Origin of the sequence: Flagellimonas spongiicola (genome assembly GCF_023502425.1) — a bacterium.
GTDB classification, from domain to species: domain Bacteria; phylum Bacteroidota; class Bacteroidia; order Flavobacteriales; family Flavobacteriaceae; genus Flagellimonas; species Flagellimonas spongiicola.
This window is the reverse complement of the sequence record NZ_JAMFMA010000002.1, coordinates 809,207-832,630: the sequence shown is the minus strand read 5'-3', so window position 1 is coordinate 832,630 and position 23,424 is coordinate 809,207. Positions and strand designations below refer to the sequence as shown.

Annotated in this window: 24 protein-coding genes; 20 read left to right on the top strand and 4 right to left on the bottom strand. The window is 39.4% G+C overall.

Annotation, left to right across the window (positions count from 1 at the left end; genetic code table 11):
- Nucleotides 1-18 precede the first annotated feature (18 nt).
- The 9 genes from porW to atpG all read left to right on the top strand — a co-directional run bounded on the left by porW (nt 19) and on the right by atpG (nt 8,625).
- Complete coding sequence (gene porW / locus M3P19_RS09950; RefSeq protein WP_470299681.1) at nt 19-2,574, top strand: type IX secretion system periplasmic lipoprotein PorW/SprE; 2,556 nt, start codon at nt 19-21, stop codon at nt 2,572-2,574.
- 6 nt (nt 2,575-2,580) lie between these two features.
- A complete protein-coding gene (locus M3P19_RS09945; RefSeq protein WP_249657515.1) occupies nt 2,581-3,009 on the top strand; it encodes a bactofilin family protein in 429 nt (142 codons plus the stop codon).
- Nucleotides 2,987-3,223 carry an AtpZ/AtpI family protein gene (locus M3P19_RS09940; RefSeq protein WP_249657514.1) on the top strand — a complete coding sequence of 79 codons (237 nt, stop codon included), beginning with the start codon at nt 2,987-2,989 and terminating at the stop codon, nt 3,221-3,223. The genes M3P19_RS09945 and M3P19_RS09940 overlap by 23 nt, the downstream gene beginning before the upstream one ends.
- A 493-nt stretch (nt 3,224-3,716) precedes the next feature.
- Nucleotides 3,717-4,799, top strand: coding sequence for a F0F1 ATP synthase subunit A (gene atpB / locus M3P19_RS09935; protein ID WP_249657513.1), 1,083 nt, complete (start codon nt 3,717-3,719; stop codon nt 4,797-4,799).
- Between the two features lie 15 nt (nt 4,800-4,814).
- Complete coding sequence (atpE, locus tag M3P19_RS09930) at nt 4,815-5,036, top strand: ATP synthase F0 subunit C (RefSeq protein ID WP_054559962.1); 222 nt, start codon at nt 4,815-4,817, stop codon at nt 5,034-5,036.
- A 91-nt stretch (nt 5,037-5,127) separates the two neighbouring features.
- Nucleotides 5,128-5,622: a F0F1 ATP synthase subunit B gene (locus M3P19_RS09925; protein WP_249657512.1), complete on the top strand. Its 495-nt coding sequence runs from the start codon at nt 5,128-5,130 to the stop codon at nt 5,620-5,622.
- Between the two features lie 6 nt (nt 5,623-5,628).
- Nucleotides 5,629-6,168, top strand: a complete 540-nt coding sequence (gene atpH / locus M3P19_RS09920; RefSeq protein WP_249657511.1) for an ATP synthase F1 subunit delta — start codon at nt 5,629-5,631, stop codon at nt 6,166-6,168.
- Nucleotides 6,169-6,170: 2 nt separating this feature from the next.
- Nucleotides 6,171-7,751 (top strand): F0F1 ATP synthase subunit alpha, encoded by a 1,581-nt coding sequence (gene atpA, locus M3P19_RS09915; protein WP_249657510.1) that lies wholly within the window; start codon nt 6,171-6,173, stop codon nt 7,749-7,751.
- Nucleotides 7,752-7,764: 13 nt separating this feature from the next.
- Nucleotides 7,765-8,625: an ATP synthase F1 subunit gamma gene (gene atpG, locus M3P19_RS09910; RefSeq protein ID WP_249657509.1), complete on the top strand. Its 861-nt coding sequence runs from the start codon at nt 7,765-7,767 to the stop codon at nt 8,623-8,625.
- A gap of 67 nt (nt 8,626-8,692) precedes the next feature.
- Here the strand turns inward: atpG and M3P19_RS09905 are convergent, their stop codons facing one another.
- Nucleotides 8,693-10,330: a sulfatase family protein gene (locus M3P19_RS09905; RefSeq protein WP_249657508.1), complete on the bottom strand. Its 1,638-nt coding sequence runs from the start codon at nt 10,328-10,330 to the stop codon at nt 8,693-8,695.
- A 114-nt stretch (nt 10,331-10,444) separates the two neighbouring features.
- Here M3P19_RS09905 and M3P19_RS09900 point away from each other — a divergent pair, with 114 nt between their 5' ends.
- The 10 genes from M3P19_RS09900 to M3P19_RS09855 all read left to right on the top strand — a co-directional run bounded on the left by M3P19_RS09900 (nt 10,445) and on the right by M3P19_RS09855 (nt 19,538).
- Nucleotides 10,445-11,914, top strand: a complete 1,470-nt coding sequence (locus tag M3P19_RS09900) for a lipopolysaccharide biosynthesis protein (protein ID WP_249657507.1) — start codon at nt 10,445-10,447, stop codon at nt 11,912-11,914.
- Nucleotides 11,904-12,338 carry a dUTP diphosphatase gene (gene dut / locus M3P19_RS09895; protein WP_249657506.1) on the top strand — a complete coding sequence of 145 codons (435 nt, stop codon included), beginning with the start codon at nt 11,904-11,906 and terminating at the stop codon, nt 12,336-12,338. Before M3P19_RS09900 ends, dut begins: the two co-directional genes overlap by 11 nt.
- Before the next feature lie 3 nt (nt 12,339-12,341).
- Nucleotides 12,342-13,295 (top strand): tetratricopeptide repeat protein, encoded by a 954-nt coding sequence (locus M3P19_RS09890; protein ID WP_249657505.1) that lies wholly within the window; start codon nt 12,342-12,344, stop codon nt 13,293-13,295.
- Nucleotides 13,296-14,312, top strand: a complete 1,017-nt coding sequence (locus M3P19_RS09885) for a sugar phosphate nucleotidyltransferase (RefSeq protein ID WP_249657504.1) — start codon at nt 13,296-13,298, stop codon at nt 14,310-14,312.
- 8 nt (nt 14,313-14,320) lie between these two features.
- The gene (locus M3P19_RS09880; protein WP_249657503.1) at nt 14,321-15,238 is read left to right on the top strand and encodes a tetratricopeptide repeat protein; all 918 of its coding nucleotides are present in this window, start codon (nt 14,321-14,323) and stop codon (nt 15,236-15,238) included.
- On the top strand, nt 15,238-16,005 hold the full coding sequence (gene lolB1 / locus M3P19_RS09875; RefSeq protein ID WP_249657502.1) for a lipoprotein insertase outer membrane protein LolB1: 768 nt from the start codon (nt 15,238-15,240) through the stop codon (nt 16,003-16,005). The genes M3P19_RS09880 and lolB1 overlap by 1 nt, the downstream gene beginning before the upstream one ends.
- A gap of 1 nt (nt 16,006) precedes the next feature.
- Complete coding sequence (locus M3P19_RS09870) at nt 16,007-17,233, top strand: murein hydrolase activator EnvC family protein (protein WP_249657501.1); 1,227 nt, start codon at nt 16,007-16,009, stop codon at nt 17,231-17,233.
- A gap of 1 nt (nt 17,234) precedes the next feature.
- Nucleotides 17,235-18,071, top strand: a complete 837-nt coding sequence (locus M3P19_RS09865; RefSeq protein ID WP_249657500.1) for an aldo/keto reductase — start codon at nt 17,235-17,237, stop codon at nt 18,069-18,071.
- Between the two features lie 140 nt (nt 18,072-18,211).
- Nucleotides 18,212-18,931: a hypothetical protein gene (locus tag M3P19_RS09860; RefSeq protein WP_249657499.1), complete on the top strand. Its 720-nt coding sequence runs from the start codon at nt 18,212-18,214 to the stop codon at nt 18,929-18,931.
- On the top strand, nt 18,915-19,538 hold the full coding sequence (locus M3P19_RS09855; protein WP_249657498.1) for a hypothetical protein: 624 nt from the start codon (nt 18,915-18,917) through the stop codon (nt 19,536-19,538). Before M3P19_RS09860 ends, M3P19_RS09855 begins: the two co-directional genes overlap by 17 nt.
- On the opposite strand, the gene M3P19_RS09850 is transcribed toward M3P19_RS09855, so the two are convergent.
- Together M3P19_RS09850 and M3P19_RS09845 are read right to left on the bottom strand one after the other, a co-directional pair.
- A complete protein-coding gene (locus tag M3P19_RS09850; RefSeq protein ID WP_249657497.1) occupies nt 19,535-20,050 on the bottom strand; it encodes an acyl-CoA thioesterase in 516 nt (171 codons plus the stop codon). The two genes, M3P19_RS09855 and M3P19_RS09850, sit on opposite strands and share 4 nt — an antisense overlap.
- Before the next feature lie 61 nt (nt 20,051-20,111).
- The gene (locus M3P19_RS09845) at nt 20,112-21,059 is read right to left on the bottom strand and encodes an HU domain-containing protein (protein WP_249657496.1); all 948 of its coding nucleotides are present in this window, start codon (nt 21,057-21,059) and stop codon (nt 20,112-20,114) included.
- A 104-nt stretch (nt 21,060-21,163) separates the two neighbouring features.
- Here M3P19_RS09845 and dprA point away from each other — a divergent pair, with 104 nt between their 5' ends.
- Entirely contained in the window at nt 21,164-22,276 is a 1,113-nt protein-coding gene (gene dprA, locus M3P19_RS09840; protein ID WP_249657495.1) for a DNA-processing protein DprA, read from the top strand.
- On the opposite strand, the gene trpS is transcribed toward dprA, so the two are convergent.
- The gene (gene trpS, locus M3P19_RS09835; protein ID WP_249657494.1) at nt 22,277-23,245 is read right to left on the bottom strand and encodes a tryptophan--tRNA ligase; all 969 of its coding nucleotides are present in this window, start codon (nt 23,243-23,245) and stop codon (nt 22,277-22,279) included.
- Between the last annotated feature and the right edge of the window lie 179 nt (nt 23,246-23,424).

Sequence of the window (23,424 nt, the reverse complement as noted above, 5' to 3'; positions counted from 1 at the left end):
ATACGAGTATCCATAATTTTGAAGCTTCAAAAAACACTTTTATTGGCCCTGATCTTTGGTGGACTATTGCTTTCTTCTTGCTCCACCAAAAAAGACAAGTTCATAAATAGGAATTGGCACGCCTTGAATACCAAGTACAATACCTTGTATAATGGCAATATTGCCTTTGAGCAAGGTAGGCAGGAATTACATGCCAATTATAGGGATGACTATTGGGAAGTCCTTCCCATTGAGCGTTTGGAAGTTACGGATGAGGTGAAACTGGATTCCGAAGACAACAATCCCAATTTCATCATCGCAGAAGAAAAAGCCACCAAGGCCATCCAAAAGCACAGCATGGATATCAAGGATGAGGAGCGCAATCCACAAACGGATGAAGCCTTCCTGTTGCTTGGTAAAGCACGGTATTTTGATCAACGCTACATTCCAGCTTTGGAATCCTTCAATTACATCCTAAGGAAATATGTGGAGAGCGACAAGCTCAACGAAGCCACTATTTGGCGGGAAAAAACCAATATGCGATTGGACAATCCAGAGTTGGCCATCAAAAACCTGAGAAGGATGTTCAAGTTTGAGCAATTGAAAGATCAGGAATATGCTGATGCCAATGCCGTTCTTGCACAATGTTTCATAAACCTAAAAGCTCCAGATACAGCAATCCAAAAATTAAAGATCGCCCAAGCATACACGAAAAAAAATCCAGAAAAAGGACGGTATCTTTTTATCATTGGCCAATTGTACAATCAGTTGGGTCATAAGGACAGTGCCAATTATGCATTTGACAAAGTCATAGCGCTAAACAGACGTTCCCCGCGTGTATACATGATCAATGCGCATCTAAAGAAAATTCAAAACACGGAAATAACAGAAACGAATAAAGAAGGATTGTTCGAATACCTAACGGATTTGGAAGAGAACCGTGAAAACCGACCTTTTTTAGATAAGATCTATCGACAATTGGCACAATACCATATGGCCACACAATCTGATAGTCTTGCGCTGGTTTATTACAACAAATCCCTAAGGGCGAATACTGGGGAACGAAAATTGAGTGCCCTCAACTATAGAAATTTAGCGGATTACTATTTTGATCTGGACGAATACAAAACTGCCGGCGCTTACTATGATAGCACCTTGACGAATCTCACTGTGAATACCAAAGACCACAGACGCGTCCAAAAAATCCTGGACAATCTAGAGGATGTCATAACGTATGAGGACATCGTACAGAATGCAGATAGTGTTATCACCTTATATGAAATGCCAGAAGCAGAGCGTACTGCCTATTTTGAAGCGCTTATTGCTGAATTGAAACGCAAAGATGAAGCAGCAGCAGAAAAAGAACAGGAACGAGCCAATGCTGGTTTTGCCACTTTTGCAGAATCCCAAGGAGGAAAGGAAAACAAGGGTAAATTCTATTTTTACAACATCACTAGCTTAGGTTACGGGAAAAATGATTTTAGGACAAGATGGGGTGAAAGGGCTTTGGAAGATGATTGGCGCTGGAGCAATAAAAGTAGAGCACTCCCATCTGAGGCAACAGGCCAGCTTGTTGATGCCAATAATTCTGCTGATACTCCATTAACAGAAGAGCAAAAATATTCCCTGGACTATTACCTTGAACAAATCCCGACTGATGTTACTGTAATTGACAGTCTTCGCGGCGAAAGGAATTTCGCGAACTATCAACTTGGATTGATCTATAAAGAAAAGTTCAAGGAGAACCTTTTAGCAGCAGGAAAATTGGAACGCGTACTTGCCGAAAATCCAGAAGAGCGCTTGATTTTGCCTTCCAAATACAATTTGTTCAAGATTTACGAAGAAACCGGGAGTGCACTGGCAGACCGTATGAAACAAGATATTATTCGAAACCATTCGGATACCCGGTATGCTGAGATTCTCTTAAATCCACAGGCGGTATTAGAGGGCAACACGGATAGTCCAGATGCTAGGTATGCCGCTTTGTACAAGTCTTATGAGCAGCAACATTATCTACAGGTAATCACACAAAGTCAAGATTACATCAACAAATTCACCGGAGATCCTATTGTGCCAAAATTTGAAATGCTGAAGGCCAATGCAATTGGCAGGCTTCAAGGGTTTGAACCTTTTAAGGAAGCCTTGAACTACGTAGCACTCACCTACCCCAATAATCCCGAAGGCAAAAAGGCTGAGCAAATGGTGGCAGAGCAATTACCCAAACTGGCTGCCAAGGAATTTTCTCCGGAAACAGGTTCAGTAGGCAAAGGAAATTGGAAAGTAGTATTCCCATTCAAAATCAAGGACAATAAAAAAGCACTTGATCTAAAAAAACGGCTGGAAGAATCCATAAAGGAATTACGTTACAAGAGTTTGGTGTCCATAGATATCTACAACTTGGAGGATGAGTTTGTAGTGGTACATGGATTCAAGTCAAAAGATTTTGCCCTGGGCTACGCGGAACTCTTAAAAAACAATAGGGACTACCGTATCAAAGATGAGAATTTTGTAGTTTTATCCAACAATTATAAAATCATTCAAGTACATAAAAACTTAGAAGCGTACAAAGCGCAAATTTTAACCCCAAAACCCTAGAAAACGATGTTTTCAGACAACAAAAAACCTAGAACTATGAACGAGTTTGGAGGACAACCTAACAGAATTGAAAAGAACACCAAAATTAAGGGTGATATTACTTCAGAGGCCGATTTTAGAATCGATGGTAAACTTGAAGGGAACGTAAAGACATCCGGTAAGGTTGTTATTGGAAAAGACGGCTACATTAACGGTAAGGTAGAATGCGTAAACGCCGATATTGAAGGAAAATTCAATGGCGAATTAATGGTGAAGGATCTTCTTTCTTTAAAATCTTCCGCTACAATTGAAGGAACTGTGCAGGTTTCCAAGTTGGCAGTAGAACCAGGAGCTACGTTCAATGCAGCTTGTACCATGGGCAAAGGTGCTGCTCCAGCCGCATCTACGCATAAATTGCAGGCAACCAAAACAAATGAACCAGCAAAAGTCTCCTAAAAAAAAGAATAGGTCACTTAATAACTATGCCAAATTTTCGGGTATTGCAATTCAAATGATTGCAATAATTGGCGGCGGTACATATTTAGGAGTATTTTTGGATGAAAAATTTCCTAACAAGCATTCTTTATACACTGTTATTTGTTCTTTATTTGCGGTTGTAATTTCCATTTACTTTGTGATAAAACAAATTATAAGGATTTCAAACCGTTGATTCCTATGAATGAGTCCTTTAGAAAGCGACAATTGCTTTTTACGATACAATTGGGTTTTGTAGCTATAATACTTTACCTATTACACAATTACCTTCTAAACGCACTACTGCCTTCAAAAGAATTTATCATACCCTTATGGAATGTCTATGTTTTTCATGGAATTTCTGTTCTGGTTGTGTATTCTATCATTAATTTTCGTTTTTCAAATGGAAAATCACAGGTTTTCAATCCTTTTATTCTATTAATGGTTTTGAAAATGGTTTTGGTTGTGATTTTTTTACTTCCTTTAATCCTATCTAAATCCAATGAAAAAATTGGAGATGTGATTAATTTTTTTGTTCCTTATTTTATCTTTTTAGCATTTGAAGTTTACAGTATTAATCAGTTTTTAACGCAGAAATAATCAGTGTTATAATTGTTTGTCAGTTAATATAATGTAATGTACATTTGCACCGAATTTTTGAGAGCGGTGTTTTCTAAACTGACCAACGGATGCGAATAGGTAATTTAAGTGCATTTATTTTAGGGATATTAATGATAATCCCACTATCCGGATTTGCCAAGGATAATGAAGTTGTTGAATCGGACAAGAAGTTTGATCCAAATGAAATGATCATGCATCACGTGAAGGATGCACATGAATTTCATATCATTGACATCGATAATGAATCTATTTCCATTCCGTTGCCCATAATTCTTTGGACGGATAGCGGTCTAACCACTTTCATGTCAAGCGAATTCCACCATGATGACAATGGCACTGTTGTTGTTGAGAAAAATGGCGGGAAATTCGTGAAGCTTCATGAGAAAATTTACCAATTAAACGAAGGCGCTACAGCTGTAGAATTTGATGATAAGCACCATCCGGTGAATGCATCCAAGCCATTGGACATATCAATTACCAGAAACGTGTTTATGATGTGGGTTTCAGTGTTGGTACTAATCTTGATTTTTACCGCTGCGGCTCGTGTATACAAAAGATCCGAGGACAAAGTGCCAACTGGAATTGCGGGTTTTATTGAACCTTTGGTTGTTTTTGTGCGTGATGAGATAGCCAAACCAATGATTGGGGAGAAAAAATACAAAAGGTATATGCCATATTTGTTGACTATTTTCTTTTTCATTTGGATTAACAACATTTTTGGTCTTATACCTATTTTAAACGGGGCTAACCTAAGTGGTAATATTGCATTTACTTGCACCTTGGCCGTGTTTACCTTTATCATAACAACGTTTAGCGGTAATAAGAACTATTGGAAACACATCTTTTGGATGCCAGGTGTGCCGGTTCCAATGAAGATATTTTTAATGCCAATTGAATTGATCGGGATTTTTACAAAACCGATTTCCCTTATGATTCGTTTGTTCGCCAACATTACGGCAGGACACATTATTATTCTGGCTTTAATGTCTTTAATTTTCATTTTTGAAACAGTGGCAGTTGCTCCAATTTCTGTATTGTTCTCTTTATTCATTACAGTAATTGAGATTGTAGTAACAGCTATTCAAGCATATATATTTACAATATTGTCAGCCCTCTATTTTGGAATGGCAACAGAAGAAGAACATCATTAATTTAAATTTTGTAGTATGACTATTTATGGAATCGCAGCTATTGGTGCTGGTTTAGCAGCTATCGGAGCTGGTGTTGGTATTGGTAACATCGGTGGTAGAGCTATGGAAGCAATGGCTCGTCAGCCAGAAATGCACGGAAAGATTCAATCTTCTGCGCTTATTCTTGCTGCCTTCGTTGAAGCGGTAGCGTTATTCGGTGTGGTTGTTGCTTTATTGCAAGCAGCTCCAGCAGCCTAGTAATTAAGATACAGGAGTAACGGTTGGTTACTTCTGTATCTACTTTTTATTATAGCAAGTACAGAGTTTGAATTTATTAATATACTAAGAAATGGATTTAGTAAACCCAGGTTTTGGATTAGTCTTTTGGACGGCAATTACTTTTTTAATCCTTTTAGGGATTTTAAGAAAATTTGCATGGAAACCCATATTAGGAGCAGTAAGTGAAAGAGAAGAGTCTATTAAAAACGCTTTACAATCTGCCGAGGATGCCAAAAAGGATATGCAAAATCTTCAAGCAGATAATGAGCGAATTTTAAAGGAAGCTAGAGCAGAACGTGATGCTATGCTTAAAGAGGCTCGTGAATTGAAAGAGGGTATCATTTCTGAGGCCAAAGAACAAGCTAAGTCGGAAGGCGATAAAATGATCAAGCAGGCTCAGGCTACTATCGAAAGCGAAAAGAAAGCCGCAGTAGCCGATATCAAGAAACAAGTAGCCAATCTTTCCATTGATATTGCTGAAAAAGTGATCAAAGAAGAATTGTCCGATAAGAAGAAGCAAGAAAAGCTTGTTCAGGATATGTTGGGTGACATCGAATTGAACTAAGAAAAGATGAACGAAAGTAGGGCAGCAGCACGTTACGCCAAAGCAACCTTGGATTTCGCTATCGAAAAGAAAGCGGCAGATGCCGTTGAAAAAGATATGCGAAGTATTGCCGCTACAATAAATGATAGTAGCGAACTTCAAAACCTATTGGGAAGTCCGGTAATCAAAAGTGCGGCAAAAAAAGGTGTACTAAGCAAGATTTTCAAGGAATCCAATCAGATCACTTTGGGGTTGATAAACACCTTGACGGACAATAAAAGAATAAGCCTACTTCAGGAAGTAGCCTACAAGTATGTCATCTTGCATGAGCAATTGAAAGGTGAGGATGTAGCCTATGTGACCACTGCAGTTCCATTAACTGCTGCAATGGAGAAAAAGGTATTGGCCCAAATCGCTAAAATTACAGGCAACAAGGTTACCTTGGAAAATAGGATAGATGAGAGCATCATCGGTGGATTTGTACTTCGCGTGGGCGATTTGCAATATGATGCTAGTGTTGCCAACAAATTGAACGGATTAAAAAGAGAATTTACAAATAGTCTATAAAAATGGCAGGAGTAAAAGCCGCTGAGGTATCAGCAATTTTGAAAGAACAATTAGCAGGTTTTGAAGCTACCGCTTCCTTGGATGAGGTAGGTACCGTATTACAAGTGGGTGATGGTATTGCCCGTGTGTATGGTCTTTCCAATGCTCAGTATGGTGAGCTTGTGGAATTTGACGGCGGTATGGAGGGTATCGTTTTGAACTTGGAAGAAGATAATGTTGGTGTTGTATTGCTAGGTCCATCCAAAGAAGTTATGGAAGGTGCTACGGTAAAAAGAACTCAGCGTATCGCATCAATCAATGTTGGTGAGGGAATTGTTGGTCGTGTTGTTGATACACTAGGTAATCCCATTGATGGAAAAGGACCTATTGCTGGTGACACTTATGAAATGCCATTGGAACGTAAAGCTCCTGGGGTGATCTACCGTCAACCAGTAAACGAGCCATTACAGACAGGTATTAAAGCGGTGGATGCCATGATTCCGATTGGACGTGGTCAGCGTGAGTTGGTAATTGGTGACCGTCAGACAGGTAAAACAACTGTTTGTATTGATACCATTTTGAACCAAAAAGAATTCTTTGATGCAGGTGAACCAGTTTACTGTATCTACGTTGCAGTAGGTCAAAAGGCATCAACTGTTGCTGCAATTGCAAAGACATTGGAAGATAAAGGAGCTTTGGCTTATACAACAATCGTTGCGGCCAACGCGTCTTACCCTGCTCCTATGCAGGTATATGCACCGTTTGCAGGAGCTGCGATTGGTGAATACTTTAGAGATACGGGTCGTCCAGCATTGATCATCTATGATGATCTATCAAAACAAGCGGTAGCATACCGTGAGGTTTCCCTTCTTTTGAGAAGACCTCCAGGTCGTGAGGCTTATCCTGGTGACGTATTCTATCTTCACTCAAGATTGTTGGAGCGTGCTGCAAAAGTTATTGCGGATGATGATATCGCAAAAAACATGAACGATTTACCGGAATCACTTAAGCCAATGGTAAAAGGTGGTGGATCTTTGACTGCATTGCCAATTATTGAAACACAGGCTGGTGACGTTTCCGCATATATCCCAACCAACGTAATTTCGATTACCGATGGTCAGATCTTCTTGGAGCAAGACTTGTTCAACCAAGGTGTACGTCCTGCGATCAACGTGGGTATCTCTGTATCTCGTGTTGGTGGTTCTGCACAAATCAAATCCATGAAGAAAGTAGCGGGTACCTTGAAACTGGATCAAGCACAGTTCCGTGAATTGGAAGCTTTTGCGAAGTTCGGATCAGACTTGGATGCTGCAACCTTGAACGTAATTGAAAAAGGTCGTAGAAACGTTGAGATCTTGAAACAAGCGCAAAACGATCCATTTACCGTTGAAGATCAGGTAGCCATCATCTTTGCAGGTTCCAAAAACTTGTTGAGAGATGTTCCTGTTGAGAAAGTAAAAGAGTTTGAAAGAGATTTTATCGAGTTCTTGAATGCCAAGCACAGAGGTGTATTGGATACATTGAAGGCCGGAAAATTGACTGATGATGTAACTGAGACATTGACTTCAGTTTGTAAAGATCTTTCAGGAAAATATAGAGCTTAAGCCCAATAGATAAATGGCGAATCTAAAGGAAATACGAAATAGGATAGCCTCGGTATCTTCAACCATGCAGATTACCAGTGCCATGAAAATGGTATCTGCTGCAAAGTTGAAAAAAGCCCAGGATGCCATTACAGCGATGCGTCCGTACGCAAATAAGCTTACCGAATTGTTGCAAAGTCTTAGTGCAAGCTTGGATGGTGATGCCGGAAGCAAATTTGCCGATAACCGTGCGGTTAACAAGGTGTTGGTCGTAGCCATTACCTCAAACCGTGGATTGTGTGGTGCCTTTAATTCCAACATCATTAAACAATCCAATGTTCTTTTGGATGAAACCTATGCTGGTAAGCAAGTGGATTTTATTGCCATTGGAAAAAAAGGGAACGACATCCTTGGCAAAAGAGGAAATGTTATTGCCAACCACAGCACTGTTTTTGATGATTTGACTTTCGATAATGTCGCATCCATTGCCCAAGATTTAATGGATCACTTTACGGAAGGGAATTATGATAGAATTGAGTTGGTCTACAATAAATTCAAAAATGCTGCCACGCAAATTGTGATGACAGAACAATTCTTGCCGCTTGTGCCAATTGAGGGCGATAATAGCAATGCGGCAGATTATATTTTTGAACCTTCCAAGCCAGAAATCGTGGAGCAATTGATTCCAAAATCGTTGAAAACACAGTTGTATAAGGCAGTACGTGATTCTTTCGCCAGTGAACATGGAGCACGTATGACGGCAATGCACAAAGCAACCGATAATGCTACGGAGCTTAGGGATCAGTTAAAGTTGACCTATAATAAAGCAAGACAAGCTGCAATTACCAATGAAATCTTGGAAATTGTAGGTGGTGCGGAAGCCCTCAACAATTAAGATTATTGAATACATATCAAAAAAGCCGCTTCTAATGAAGCGGCTTTTTTATTTACGGTAATATGCCTTAATGTTTTAACCCCATACGTTCATTATGTAGGTCAATATAATGTTGATTCAGTTCATCTGAATCTCCATATTGACTTCGTAGTGCCTCCAGCTTGCCCTTCAACTGTACTACTACATCAGCATATTTTGGGTCTTCAAATACATTATGAAGCTCCTGAGGATCATTTTGGCGATCATATAATTCCCATACATCAACATCATAATAGAAATGGGCTAATTTAAATTCCTTGGTTACAATACCATAATGACGCATCACTTGATGTTCAGCTGGGTATTCATAATAATGATAATACACCGCATCTCGTGTCCAGTCCCCATGCTTTCCCGTTAAAAGTGGCATTAAACTTTCTCCTTGCATATCATCGGGAACATCAATTTGTGCTGCTTCCAAAAATGTTTGGGCAAAATCTAAGTTCTGTACCATCTCGGCATTAGTGATTCCAGCTTGAATTTTATTTGGCCAACGAATCAACAATGGGGTTTTGAACGATTCATCATAAATAAAACGCTTATCAAACCATCCATGCTCCCCTAAATAAAAACCTTGGTCTGAGGTGTAAACCACCAAAGTGTTTTCTGCCAATTTACTGGTGTCCAAATAATCCAGCACACGCCCCACATTGTCATCTACTGACGAGATACATCCTAAATAATCCTGCATATAGCGTTGATACTTCCAAATCATTTTTTCTTCATCTGACATTGAAGGCCAACGCTTTTTAAAATCATTGCCTATAGAATCCAACAACGGTTTATATAGCGCTTTTTGCTCATCTGTCATTCGATCTACGATATTGTTGAATGCTTGTACCAAATCAGGCACTTCAGGTAATACTTCTCCCATTTGCTTGATGGTTTCTGGCCACACCTTGGTATCATAACTATATTTCATGTGCGTCAGCAAATTCATTTCAGCTCTTTTTGCGGCCGGACCGCGATTACTGTAGTCATCAAACAAGCTTTCTGGAAGTGGGAGTTCCTTTCCGTAAAACTCCCGGAATTTTTCAGGAGTTGGCCACCATGGTCTATGAGGCGCTTTATGCAAGTACATCAACATAAAGGGTTTTTCTGGGTTTCGTTTCTCCTCTAACCAATTCAAGGTCATATCAGTAATGATGTCCGTAGCATATCCAACAATTGTGGTGTCCCCATTTTTAGTGATGAAATCAGGATTTATATAGTTTCCTTGACCAGGAAGAATCATAAACTCATCTACGCCTTTTGGGTTATTCCCAAAGTGCAGTTTGCCAAACATCGCAGTTTCATATCCAGCCTTTTGAAACAACTGAGGAAAGGTGACCTGCGTAGTATCAAATGGCATTAGATTGTCTACTTTACCATTTATGTGTGTATGCTTGCCAGTAAGAATTGTAGCCCGTGAAGGCGCACAAATTGAATTTGTAACAGAAGCATTTGTGAACACTATACCCTCCTTTCCAATCCGATCAATATTTGGCGTTTGTATTAGATGATCACTATAGGCACTAATTGCCTGATAGGCGTGATCATCTGACATAATGAACAGGATATTGGGACGGTCACTAGGTGAAGGCTTTAGATTATCCTTCTTGTCAATGCAAGAAGAAAAAATAACCAAAATGAAAAAGAGGAATGTTGTTTTTAAATAGGAGTACATAGGTTGAATATCTTGTTTGCCAAAAGTTACAAATTGTTGCACAAAAGCAATAACTAATGGGTTTTATGTAACTTGTACTCGCCTTAGTGATGATATTATAACAAGGAGCTTCCATTGAACCCTCTTAAACGGCTATTTAAACAGACTTTTATTTACGGATTGGCAACAGTTTTGCCAAGGGTGCTCTCTTTCTTTTTGCTTCCATTATACACCTCTGTTTTCGAGAATGCTTCTGGCTATGGGCAATACATTAATATCTATGCTTGGATTGCCATATTCAACGTTTTTTTGGCCTACGGAATGGAAACGGCTTTTTTCCGCTTCTACCACAAGACAGAGCAGAAACAAAAGGTAATCTCAACCTCGCTCGTTTCTTTAATGAGCACATCCTTACTGTTCTTGATATTCGCACTACTGGTGAAGCAAAATTTTGCCGATTTCACAAACATCAATCCTGACTACATTGAATTTACCACCTATATTTTGGTGCTCGATGCATTGGTCATAATTCCATTTGCGCTATTACGGGCATTGGAAAAACCAATGAAATATGCTGTCCTCAAAACCATTAATGTGGCAGTAAATCTCGGATTCAATGTCTTTTTCTTATTGATTTTACCCGGACTTGCAACCCAGTCTCCAGATGGACTTTTCGCTGGAATCTATACCCCCGGATGGGAAATCCAGTACATTTTTATTTCCAATATAATTGCAAGTGCGCTTACATTAGTCTTACTGATTCCCACGTATATCAAGGCTAACTATACCTTCTCATTCAAGCTGTGGAAAGAAATGATGAAGTATGCGGGCCCAGTAATGATAGCTGGTGTCGCTTTCACCATCAATGAGGTTTTCGATAAAATTCTACTCACGGAACTCCTTCCTCCGGACACCGCGGCATCAGAAGTGGGCAAGTACGGAGCATGTTACAAGCTTGCATTGTTCATGACCTTGTTCGGAACGGCATTCAGAATGGGGGTTGAACCATTTTTCTTTAGTCACGCCAATTCGGAGAAACCACAACGTACCTATGCCCAAATCACCAATTATTTTGTTATTCTAGGTAGCGTGATATTATTGACGGTAGTGGTGTTCTTAGAACCTTTAGGCAAACTCTTTATCCGAAATTCCACCTATTGGGAGGCATTGGAAGTAGTTCCGATTATCTTATTCGCCAGCTTTTGTCTGGGCATTTATCATAATCTTTCGGTTTGGTATAAGGTAACAGATCAGACCAAATTTGGAGCCTATATCTCATCCATTGGAGCCCTCATTACCTTGATCATCAATGTAGCTTTTATTGATAAAATTGGGTATATGGCGTCAGCCTTGGCTACACTGGCGGCCTATGGTTGTATGATGTTACTCTCTTACTATTTTGGAAGAAAATACTACCCCGTCCCATATAATATGCGGAAGATTATTTTTTATTTATCGGTTTCGTTGGTTTTCGCCAGTCTAGCTTTTTATGCTTTTAACCGAAATTTAATAGCTGGCGGGCTCTTACTTTTCCTATTTTTGATGTTAGTATATAAAATGGAGGGCGAAAAGCTAAAAGCGATATTTCTGCAGCGTGAAAGTTAAGATCATCAACAAATCCGAACATCCCTTACCACATTATGAAACTTTGGCTTCGGCCGGAATGGATCTAAGGGCAAACATTAAAGAACCAATCACATTAAAATCCCTTGAAAGAACCATAGTTCCTACTGGAATTTATTTGGAATTACCTGTAGGCTATGAAGCACAAGTTAGACCACGAAGTGGGTTGGCGGCTAAAAAAGGTATTTCTGTTTTAAATGCTCCTGGTACCGTGGACGCCGATTACCGCGGTGAGGTCGGAGTGATATTGGTCAACCTTTCCTGCGAAGATTTTACCATAGAAAATGGGGAAAGAGTTGCCCAAATGGTCATAGCCAAACATGAACGTGTGGATTGGGAAGAGGTGGAAGTGTTGACTGAAACAGAAAGAGGTACAGGGGGATTCGGAAGTACAGGAAAAACATAAATTATGAGATTTGGATTATTTCAGCTTTTATGCTTCATTACAGTAAATTCTGTGGTTTCTCAAACTACCGAGATAGAAAAAGTCTCGGATGAAGCCTGCAATTGCATATCCAACATTAAAACTACCATACAAGAAACTACTAAATTTGAAAGGATCAAAGAATGTATCTCTGCATCTATCCTATCGGAACAACTTCAAAATTCTCTTTTAAATTCCCTGGAAAAGACTACGAATACATTAGCTTCTTATTCTGCGGAAAATTTACCTGATTCTTTACAAATTGAAGAGGGCGACATTGTTATCAACGCCGACAAAAACTATAAAGAAATAGAGGAGCATCTATTAAGAAGTTGCGAACCAATGCAAATCTTACTTAGTTCACGAGACTTAAAGAGCGAAAACTCCGTATCAAATAGAAAAAGGGCTCAAGTTTTATATGATAAGGGGCAGCTTTTTTTTGAAAAAGGTCAATTTGAAAATGCAATTCGAGAATATAGAAAGGCATTGAAAGTTGATGAGAATTTTGCGTTTGCTTGGGACATGCTAGGCTACAGCTATAGAAAACTGGGTGAATATGACGAAGCGATTAAGTATTATCGAAAATCATTGGAAATTGACCCTAAAGGGAAAATGCCCTTAATAAATATTGCCTATGCCTCTGAATTCAACAAAGATTACCCCGGTGCCATAAAAGCCATGGATAATTATATAAATGTTTATCCAAATGACGCGGAAGGTTACTACGGTCGCGGAAGACTTTACCATTTAACCAAAGACTATAAAAATGGGCTAAATGATATGTTCAAAGCATACTTGATGTATAAAGAAGCTAACTCTCCTTATGCACAAGATGCCGAACACAGTATGGGACTATTTTATAGGGACATGCAAAAGGAGGGCAAAATAGAATTATTCAATAAAATTGCGAAAAAACATAATATAGAAATCAACGATTGAATGAAAATAATTGTACCAATGGCGGGACGAGGTTCCCGATTAAGACCACATACACTCACCGTACCCAAACCCTTGATACCAGTTGCAGGTAAACCTATTGTCCACAGACTGGTTAGCGATATTGCAAAGGTGTTGGGTGAACAAATTGAAGAGGTCGCCTTTATTTTGGGTGATCCTGCCTTTTTTGGAGACGATGTCGTACAAAGTTTGATGGATTTGGCTCAAGATTTGGGTGCAAAAGGATCAATTTACAGACAAGACCAACCCTTAGGCACAGGGCATGCCATTATGAGCGCCAAAGAATCCTTAAGTGGTCCTGCCGTTATTGCATACGCTGATACTTTGATACGAGCAGAATTTGACCTGGATAAAAATGCGGATAGTGTTATTTGGGTGAAGCAGGTGGAACATCCGGAAGCTTTTGGTGTAGTGAATCTTAATTCCGATAACGAAATTGTTGAATTGGTAGAAAAACCAACGGAATTTGTATCGGATTTAGCTGTTATTGGCATCTATTATTTCAAGGATGTTGGTGTGCTGAAAAACGAGCTTCAATATGTTTTGGATAATCAGATAATTAATGGTGGTGAATACCAAATCAATGACGGCATCAAACGTATGATGGAAAAAGGCATGAAGTTTGTGCCTGGAAAAGTAGATGAATGGATGGACTGCGGAAACAAAAACGTTACCGTGGAAACCAATCAACGTATGCTTGGATTTTTGGAAAATGATGGGGAAAACTTGATTTCCGATTCGGTTCAACAAGAGAATGCAAACATTATCGAACCCTGTTTTATTGGCGATAATGTGATTATAAAAAATGCCACAGTTGGCCCATATGTGTCTGTCGGAGCAGACACTGTTGTGGAAAATTGTACTATCAAAAACAGTTTGATTCAATCCAATAGTAAAATTTCCAATGCAAACCTGGATAATGCCATGATTGGGAACCATGTGGTTTTTGATGGTAATTTTGAATCCATCAGCATCGGCGATTATTCCGTTTTGGTTTAGATTGACAAATGAAAACTCGGCTTAACATAATAGGGTTGACAACACTGTTTTTAGTAACGGCACAACCTTTGTTTGCTCAGGAGGAAGAAAGCGCCGAGTTGTTTTTGGAGGCCTATACTGATGAATTCGAGGAAAAGTTCTTTGAAGCGCTGAAGCAAAAGAGCATTCAGAACTATGACCGTGCCATTAATCTCTTCTTTGCTTGCAAAGAGTTGGACCCTTTAAACGACGTCATAGACTATCAGTTGGCCAAAACCTATTATCTGGACAAACAATATGTCCAAGCACAGGAATATGCGATAGAAGCGCTGAATTCAAACCCTGAAGACTTTTGGTATTTGGAAAACCTCGTTACTATTTTAGAAGGTCAAAATAGACCTATTGAAAGCATTAATGATCGTATTCCAAAAGATAATTCACTTCTGAAGCAAAATCTAGCGTTGGTCTTTTTCAAAAAGTCCAAGTATTCTGAGGCTATGGCTGTTCTTGAGTCCATGGAGCATTCCCGTTTTGTTGAAGACCTTAGCTCTAAAATCAAGGATTCAATGCAACTAGCATCCAAGAGGACTAACACACCAACCAAAAGGCAGAATACCGTTCAGAATACCGACCCCCTTTCCAGCATAAAATCCGAAATGGAGGACGCGATGGGGAAAAGTGACTATACATTGTTGGAAGAACTGGCCTCAAACGCTCTGGAAACCTATCCCTTACAGGCTTATTTCCATTTTGCCTATGGCAATGCCTTAAACGGAAAAGGTGATACAGGAAAATCCATAGAAGTCCTGGAAGGTGCTTTGGACTACCTTTTTGATGATGATGTCCTGGCCAATCGAATCTATAAAGAACTAGCTGAAGCTTATAAAACTATTGGTAATACTGCCAAGGCCAATGAATACCTGAACAAAATAAAACCTGGATTGTGATGATGAAGAAGTATATCCTTATTCCTTGTTTGGCACTATTCGCACTTTCCGCATGTAAATCAACAAAGAGCATTGCAGTAGGTGAGGTAGACTCGAGATTGTCTGCTAAAAAGATTATTGACAATCATTATGCGAATCAACTTGATTTTAAAACCCTAAGTGGCCGTGTAAAAATTGATTATTCCAATGGTAAGGAAGAACAAGGCGTTACGGTTAGCTTCCGAATGGAAAAGGACAATGTTATTTGGATAAGCGCACCGCTAGGAATGGTCAAAGCGCATATTACGCCAGAAAAAGTTTCATTCTATAACAAACTCCAGAACGAATATTTTGATGGTGATTTTAGTTATCTGAGTGATCTTCTTGGTACCGAATTGGATTTTGAAAAGGTCCAGAATCTGCTTTTGGGTGATGCAGTACTTGATTTAAGAGAAGAAAAATATGCATCTACAATAAATGGTGCCAATTATCAGTTAAAACCTAAGAAAGCTGGGGAGTTCTTCAAGATATTGTTCCAATTGGAGCCTGCTAACTTTAAGATTGAATCCCAGGAAATTGCCCAACCGGAGGAAAATAGATGGCTGATTGCCAAATATACCTATCAGGATATTTCTGGTAAGATTGTACCCAATGAAATCCAGATTGTAGCATTGGAGAATAACGAGAACACTACAATCGACCTAAGTTTTAGAAGTTTAGAATTGAACAAGCCCTTGAATTTTCCTTATAAAATTCCAAAAGGGTTTGATGAAATTATATTAAAGTAATATGTTCAATAAGTATCCCTATTTTATTTACTTATTGATTTTTACATTCTTCCTAGGTGCACCTACACAGGCCCAAACAAGCGAGCAAAAGGCCTTGGAGGCCAAACGAGAACGGTTGCAACAGGAGATAAAGGAAATCAACAGGCTTCTCTTTGCGGAAAAAAAAGAAAAAGGCGATGTCTTAGATCAAATGGAAGCTCTGGACAAACGTATCAATGTCCGGCAAGAACTTATTCGGGTCACTAATCAGCAATCCAACCTCCTTAATCGGCAAATCAACGTAAACATTAGGACCATTAGTAAACTACGGGACGATCTAAAAATCCTAAAGGATGATTATGCCCAGCTTATACGAAAGTCCTATCAGAATAAAACGCAGAACAATCGATTGATGTTCCTACTTTCTGCCGATAACTTTTTCCAAGCATTCAAAAGGCTTCAATACATGGAGCAATATGCAAAGCATCGCAAAAAGCAAGGGGACGCGATTCAGGAAAAAACCAATAAGTTGGCGCAATTGAATCAAGCCTTGGTAGTGCAGCGAAAGGCCAAGGAACAGCTACTTGCGGAAAACAAAAAAGCCAAAGCAGGCTTGTTTGAGGAAATACAAACACAAAAAGACCTACTCACAAGCATACGTCAAAACGAAAGTAGGTACACTGCGGCCATCACACAAAAACAAAAAGAAGCACGGAAGATTGACCGGGAAATTGATCGTCTGATCAAAAATGCCATTGCCAGTACAAATAGGAAAGCGGGGTCTTCAGGTTCACGTAGCAAATTTGTATTAACACCAGAAGCCAAATTATTGGCATCCAGTTTTTCAGCAAATAAAGGAAAATTGATTTGGCCCGTTGAAAAAGGAATTAAGAGTCAAGGTTATGGCGTATACGCTGACCGTTTTTATCCTGGCATCAAACATCGGAACAACGGTGTAACTATTGCCACTGACAAAGGAAGTAAAGCTAGGGCCATTTTTGAAGGAGAGGTTATTGCAATTATGTCAGTCCCCGGAGGTAGTCGCGGTGTTTCCATAAAGCACGGTAACTACATCAGCACGTATTACAATTTGACCAATCTTTACGTTAAAAAAGGGGACAAAGTAGCTGCTAAGGCTATTCTAGGCGATGTTTATACCAATCGGTTTGATGGTTCGACCAAGCTTAAATTCTATTTATATCAGGATACTAACCGTTTAAATCCGGAAGACTGGATATACCAACTTTGAGATGAAAAAAATAACAGATTTACAGGGTACATTTGAATTGCACAATGGTGTGCAGATGCCTTATTTTGGGTTAGGTGTTTACCTTTCAAAAGATGGTTCGGAAGTTTCCAACGCCGTAAAGGTAGCCTTGGAACACGGGTATAGACATGTGGACACCGCCTCCATATATAACAATGAAAAAGGTGTTGGACAAGGAATCAGGGAAAGTCAGATTCCAAGAGAAGCTGTGTTTGTGGTGAGTAAAGTTTGGAATTCCGATCAAGGTTACGATTCCACCTTAAAAGCTTTTGATGCCAGTCTTGAACGATTGGAAATGGATTATTTGGATCTATATCTTATCCATTGGCCAAAAGGTGATGTATCAAAAGATACCTGGAAAGCCTTAGAACGATTGTATAAGGAGAAAAGGGTACGTGCAATTGGTGTGAGTAATTTTCTAAAGCAGCAATTGGAAGACCTGCTTCCTACCGTTGAAATTGTGCCCATGGTAAACCAAATGGAGTTTCATCCTTACTTGGTTCAACAGGATCTAGTGGACTATTGCCAACAGCATAAAATCCAATATGAGGCTTGGTCTCCAATGATGCAAGGAAATATCTTCGATTTGGACATCTTAAAGGAACTGGCCTCGAAGTATCAGAAGACCGTAGCTCAAATTGTACTGCGCTGGGACCTACAAAAAGGAGTGGTGACCATTCCTAAATCCTCTAAAAAGGAGCGTATCATAGCCAATGCAAACCTTTTTGATTTTGAATTGAATCATAAAGATATGGCTAGATTGGATGCACTGGACCGCGGTCAACGTTTTGGCCCCGATCCTGATAATTTTGATTTTTAAATTTTCGCACCCTACTTCTCAATCCATTAATATTGGTTAATACCCTTCATTGATCAATTCAAAACGGTCATTTATCAAATAACAGCATAGAATTTCAATCCATTATTGGAGATTGCATACTACATCCCTAATCTTAATTTATGTATCGATTCTTGTGGTTGGTTGTTAGTATGCTTTTCCTCTTTAGTTGCGAGCTTTATTACGACGATAACACCCGTTTATTGTTCAAAGGAAATCTAAGCGCATCATTTGGAACAGAAACAGCGGCACTACCAATTGTTGCTTTTGCCTCCGGCGAATTCATTTCTCCATTACTGTTTTTTGCAATATCACCATATGAAGATGTAGATGTCATCGGTATGTCCAACATAGAAGTAAATGGGTCTTTTGCCGTCACAACAATTTCACCTTCCAACGAGCAAAAACTATTTCTAGTCATAAATGAGTCAAATAATCCGGAATACAACGCCAACTTTCCAACGCAATTTATTGAAGGAGTAGAAAAGTTGACTTTGAAGAATTCAACCTATGAAATCCCATCTTTATCCCTTAATAAAATTGCAACTTCAGAAATTCTTATTGCACGGAAAAACAACTTAACCGACACCTTATTTCTTGGCTTGAAGTATAACTCTAAGTTCAAGGAAATTTTAATTGAAGAAGATAATTCTGTTACAACGGCTTATTTAAGTAACAAATCATACGAGGTTTTTCCCAACGAAAATGAGTTTAGGATAACTTTTGATCACATCCAAAATGAGCCAATACTGATCGAGTATCAACTGAGATACAACGGTATTACAGAGCAGGGCGAAAAGGAGGTTGTAATTACAAATAACAATTATGACTTCCAGTTTTAAAGCCACATACTTATTGCCCTTCTTTTCATTATGTTTTGGACATTATTTATGGGCACAACAAATGGACAAAGCCGAAACAGTCACGCCTTATATTGGCGAAATCGGGATTTCATATGCTATGCCTTCTGCAATAGGCAATAACTTCTTACGTCAGGGTTATTCATTGAAATCTGGCCATGTATTATTGATAAACGTCAATTTTAATAACCGTTGGTACGCCGGAGTTCGTTACGGCCACACGGATTCAGAAGTTGATAATTTAAGTGTAATAGGACAAATAGATGTTACTAAACTAACCCATTTTCATGCCACTGTTGGTTCTACTTTTAATTTGCGGGTTCCAAGGCTAAACTTGAAATCTGGATTGGGTGTGGGCTATGGTATCTATCGCCATAAACATATGCTTACTAAATTCAAAGATGATGCCGTTTCGCTTAATTTAACAACGTCACTTACGTATAAAATTGGTAAATCTTTGGGTGTCTTTATAAACACTGATGCACTATACGATATAATGAATATTGAAGTTGCCCCGGAGCAAAAAGAACGCTTCAACAACACGTTTTTATTTGTCCCCTCATTTGGATTTAAGGTCTTTACATATTAATCTCCCAGAAACAGCGCCTTTAGTTCTGTAGCATCTGAAGGCTTCATTTTCCCGGCCAATACCAAACTTAATTGCTTTCTACGTAGTGCTGCATCAAAACGGTCTTTTTCCAATTCCGTTTCTGGTTGTAATGGTGGTACTTCTGTTGGGATTCCGGTATCATCGACAGCCACAAAAGTGTAAATGGCCTCATTGGCTTTGGTTCGTTCACCTGTAAAGCGATCTTCCATCCAAACATCAATAAATATTTCCATAGAAGTCTTAAATGCCCTGGAAACTGAAGCTTCAACGGTAACAACACTCCCTAGCGGTACAGAACGATTGAATGCCACATGATTTACGGAAGCGGTAACGGTAATTCTCCTACTATGCCTCCTTGCTGCAATACTGGCAGCCCGATCCATTCGGGCCAATAATTCTCCGCCAAAAAGATTATTCAATGGATTGGTTTCACTTGGTAAAACCATGTCGGTCATTACAGTTCTTGATTCACTGGGCTTTTTTGCGCGCATAGCTTTAAATTTTGCGCAAAGATATTGAAGTGGATTGTGCTTTTAAAGAAATGAAAGTGGATTATCGCTCAGAAAGCATCCAGGCATCTGGGGAATCTGTTTTCTTTACTTCATGTAAGAAGGAAAGCGCCTCCTTAGGGTCTTCAAAACTATCATAGGCAACCTGATGCAAACCAAATTTGTTCAACCCTAAGTAAAAGGCATTGTATCCCTTTAGTTTCAATTGACCAACCTTTTTCTCCGCATTCTCTTCCACACGAAAGGCACCAGCAATGATATGGTGTTTGCCTATCTTTTTCTTATTTATCGCAATTTCAAGAGCTGGAAGTTCAAACGGTGCACTATCGAAAAAAGTAGCTGCCTGTATATGTTGCTCAACTTGTTTTCTGGCATTCTCTTGAGCAACACTATGGCTTTCTTTTTGATATTGATCAAAAGTTCTAAATGACGTGGTGCCAACAGAAACAGCCAACAATACGATGGCCGCATATTTTAACCAAGGTCTAAAAGGGCTTTCTGTTCTTTTTTCAGGGGTAATGATAAACGGAATACGTTCTTCCATTTCTTCCACCTCTTCTTTCAACACTTCCCGCTGAATAGGTGTGGCTGCAAACGCCGCCAGTCCAAAGGAAGATGTTAAATAATTGGTTTTGTTTTCTGGAAGGAATTGGATTTTCCGTTCATTGTTCAACCACAATTTACCTATCCCGAATAACTCAATTCGTTCGCCATCACCTAGGCGTTTGTTCCAATTCTCAGCAACTTGCTCAACTTCCTGTAATAATTCTTCATACCCCAAATTCTTCTCCTTGGCAATGTGGGATACAAGAAGTCCATCATTCTTGGAGAGTTGGGCGTTAAATGAAATTGCCTTGGTTGGAGGAAGTAAGGTTTTGTTGGTTTTATCCAATTCTGCAGATTTTCCATGCGCCAAAAAAGCACCAAATCCAGGCACAACTACACAATTGTAACTGAACAACAGTTTTTCTATGTACGCATCTATCCGCATGGTCACAAATATTGAAAAAAAAGTCAGAGCACGAAATATGCTTCATAACTTTTTATTAACATTTGAAAATCTGTATTTTGTGGACAACTTAACCTACTTAATAAATGACTGAGGATGAAATTCTTGCGGCGCTTCGTCTGCAAGCCGTTCCCAATATTGGGGATTTGACCGCAAAAAAACTCATAGCCCATTGTGGCAGTCCATCTGCAGTTTTTTCGGATAAAATCCAACACCTTCTTAAAATCGATGGAATTGGCAAAATCACCCTACAAGGTTTACAAAGTCCATGCTATGCAGAAGAAGCTGAGACCGAATATAGGTTTATTACGTCTGAAAAAATCGGGTATTCCTATTTTACCGATTCTGAATATCCTGAGTTTTTAAAACACTGTATAGATGGCCCGATCTTATTGTTCCATCGGGGCAATATTGATTTAAAAAAACGAAAAATCATCAGTGTAGTGGGCACTCGAAACATTTCGAGTTACGGGATGGCCTTTTGCGAATCCTTTATTGCTGAAATAGCTCCCATGAACCCAATCATCGTAAGTGGTTTTGCATATGGAGTGGATATCACGATTCAAAAAAAGGCAATGGATTATGGTTTACAGACCATAGGGTGCCTGGCACATGGTTTAAACCAAATTTATCCTAAAACACATAGGCGCTATCAAAATAAAGTTGAAGCCAATGGGGGTTTTATGACCGAATTCTGGAGTACCTCTCAACCGGACCGTGAGAATTTCTTAAAACGAAACCGAATAATTGCAGGAATGAGCGAAGCAACTTTAGTAATTGAGTCCGCAGAAAAAGGAGGTAGTCTGGTGACTGCAGATTTAGCGTATGGGTACAACAGAGAGGTTTTTGCAGTGCCCGGTAGGGTTTCTGACAAGCAAAGTAAAGGTTGCAATGATCTCATTAAATCACATAAAGCTCAATTACTGACCTCAGCAGCCGAGCTGGTTTATTTGTTGGGTTGGGAGTTAGAGGCTAAAGGAAAAACCATTCCTTCACAACAGCACTTATTTGCGACAATTGAATTGGATAAAAACGAACGTTTGATACTCGACCATCTGCGCAATGAAGGCAAGCAATTGTTGGATCATATTGCACGTGGATGCCAGCTGCCTATCGCTTTGGTTTCTTCCAGTTTACTGTCTTTGGAACTAAAGGGTGTTGTACGCCCACTTCCTGGGAAAATTTTTGAAGCGATATAATTAGTACCCCACCTTTTCTCTAACGCGTTCCAAAACACCATTGGCAACCTTAGCGGCTTTTTCTGCACCAATGGCCAAAGCCTCATCCACCTCATCCAAATGGTTCATGTAGTAATCAAATTTTTCACGTGGTTCTTCAAATTTCTCCATAATAACCTCAAACAATGCCTGTTTTGCATGCCCATAACCGTAATTGCCAGCAAGATAGTTGGCACTCATTTCTTCTATCTGTTCAGGTTGGGCCAGGATTTTATAAAGTGCAAACACGTTATCATTGGTGGGGTCCTTTGGGTCCTCCATAGGTGTACTATCTGTTACAATCCCCATGATTTGTTTGCGAAGCTTTTTATCCGGTTGAAATAGGTTGATGATATTCCCCTTGCTCTTGCTCATTTTTGCACCATCCGTTCCGGGTATATACATCGTCTCTTTTTGCAGAATAATTTCTGGCATAACAAAGGTTTCACCAAACTGATTATGGAATCGTGATGCAACATCCCTTGTCATCTCTAGATGCTGTTGTTGGTCCTTGCCAACGGGCACATAATGAGCGTCATAAAGCAAGATGTCGGCCGCCATCAACATGGGGTACATAAACAAGCCTGAGTTGACATCTTCCAAACGATCCGCCTTGTCTTTAAATGAATGAGCCAAAGTCAAACGTTGGTAAGGAAAGAAACAATTGAGATACCAGGCCAACTCAGTAACCTGCGGCACATCACTTTGTCTATAAAAAACACTTTTATCAATATCTAGACCAAATGCTAGCCAGGTAGCAGCCGTAGCATAGGTATTGTTCCGCAATTCCTCTCCGTTTTTGATTTGGGTCAAAGAATGCATATCCGCGATAAATAAGAAGGATTCATTTTTTGGGTCAGATGCCATTTGGATGGCAGGCATAATCGCTCCCAAAATGTTTCCTAAATGCGGTGTTCCTGTACTTTGAATTCCAGTCAATATTCTGGCCATAGCTCAATTTTGAGCCGTAAAAGTAACAATCCAATAGGGATTAAAAAAGCAAGAATGAATTGGTATTCCTAAAAGAAGTTAAAACCCTATTTTTTGAAAAGGCCCGCGACAAATAGAATAACTATTGCACCAATGACACCAGTAACCAAATCCCCCACAATTCCAGAACCGATTTGAAT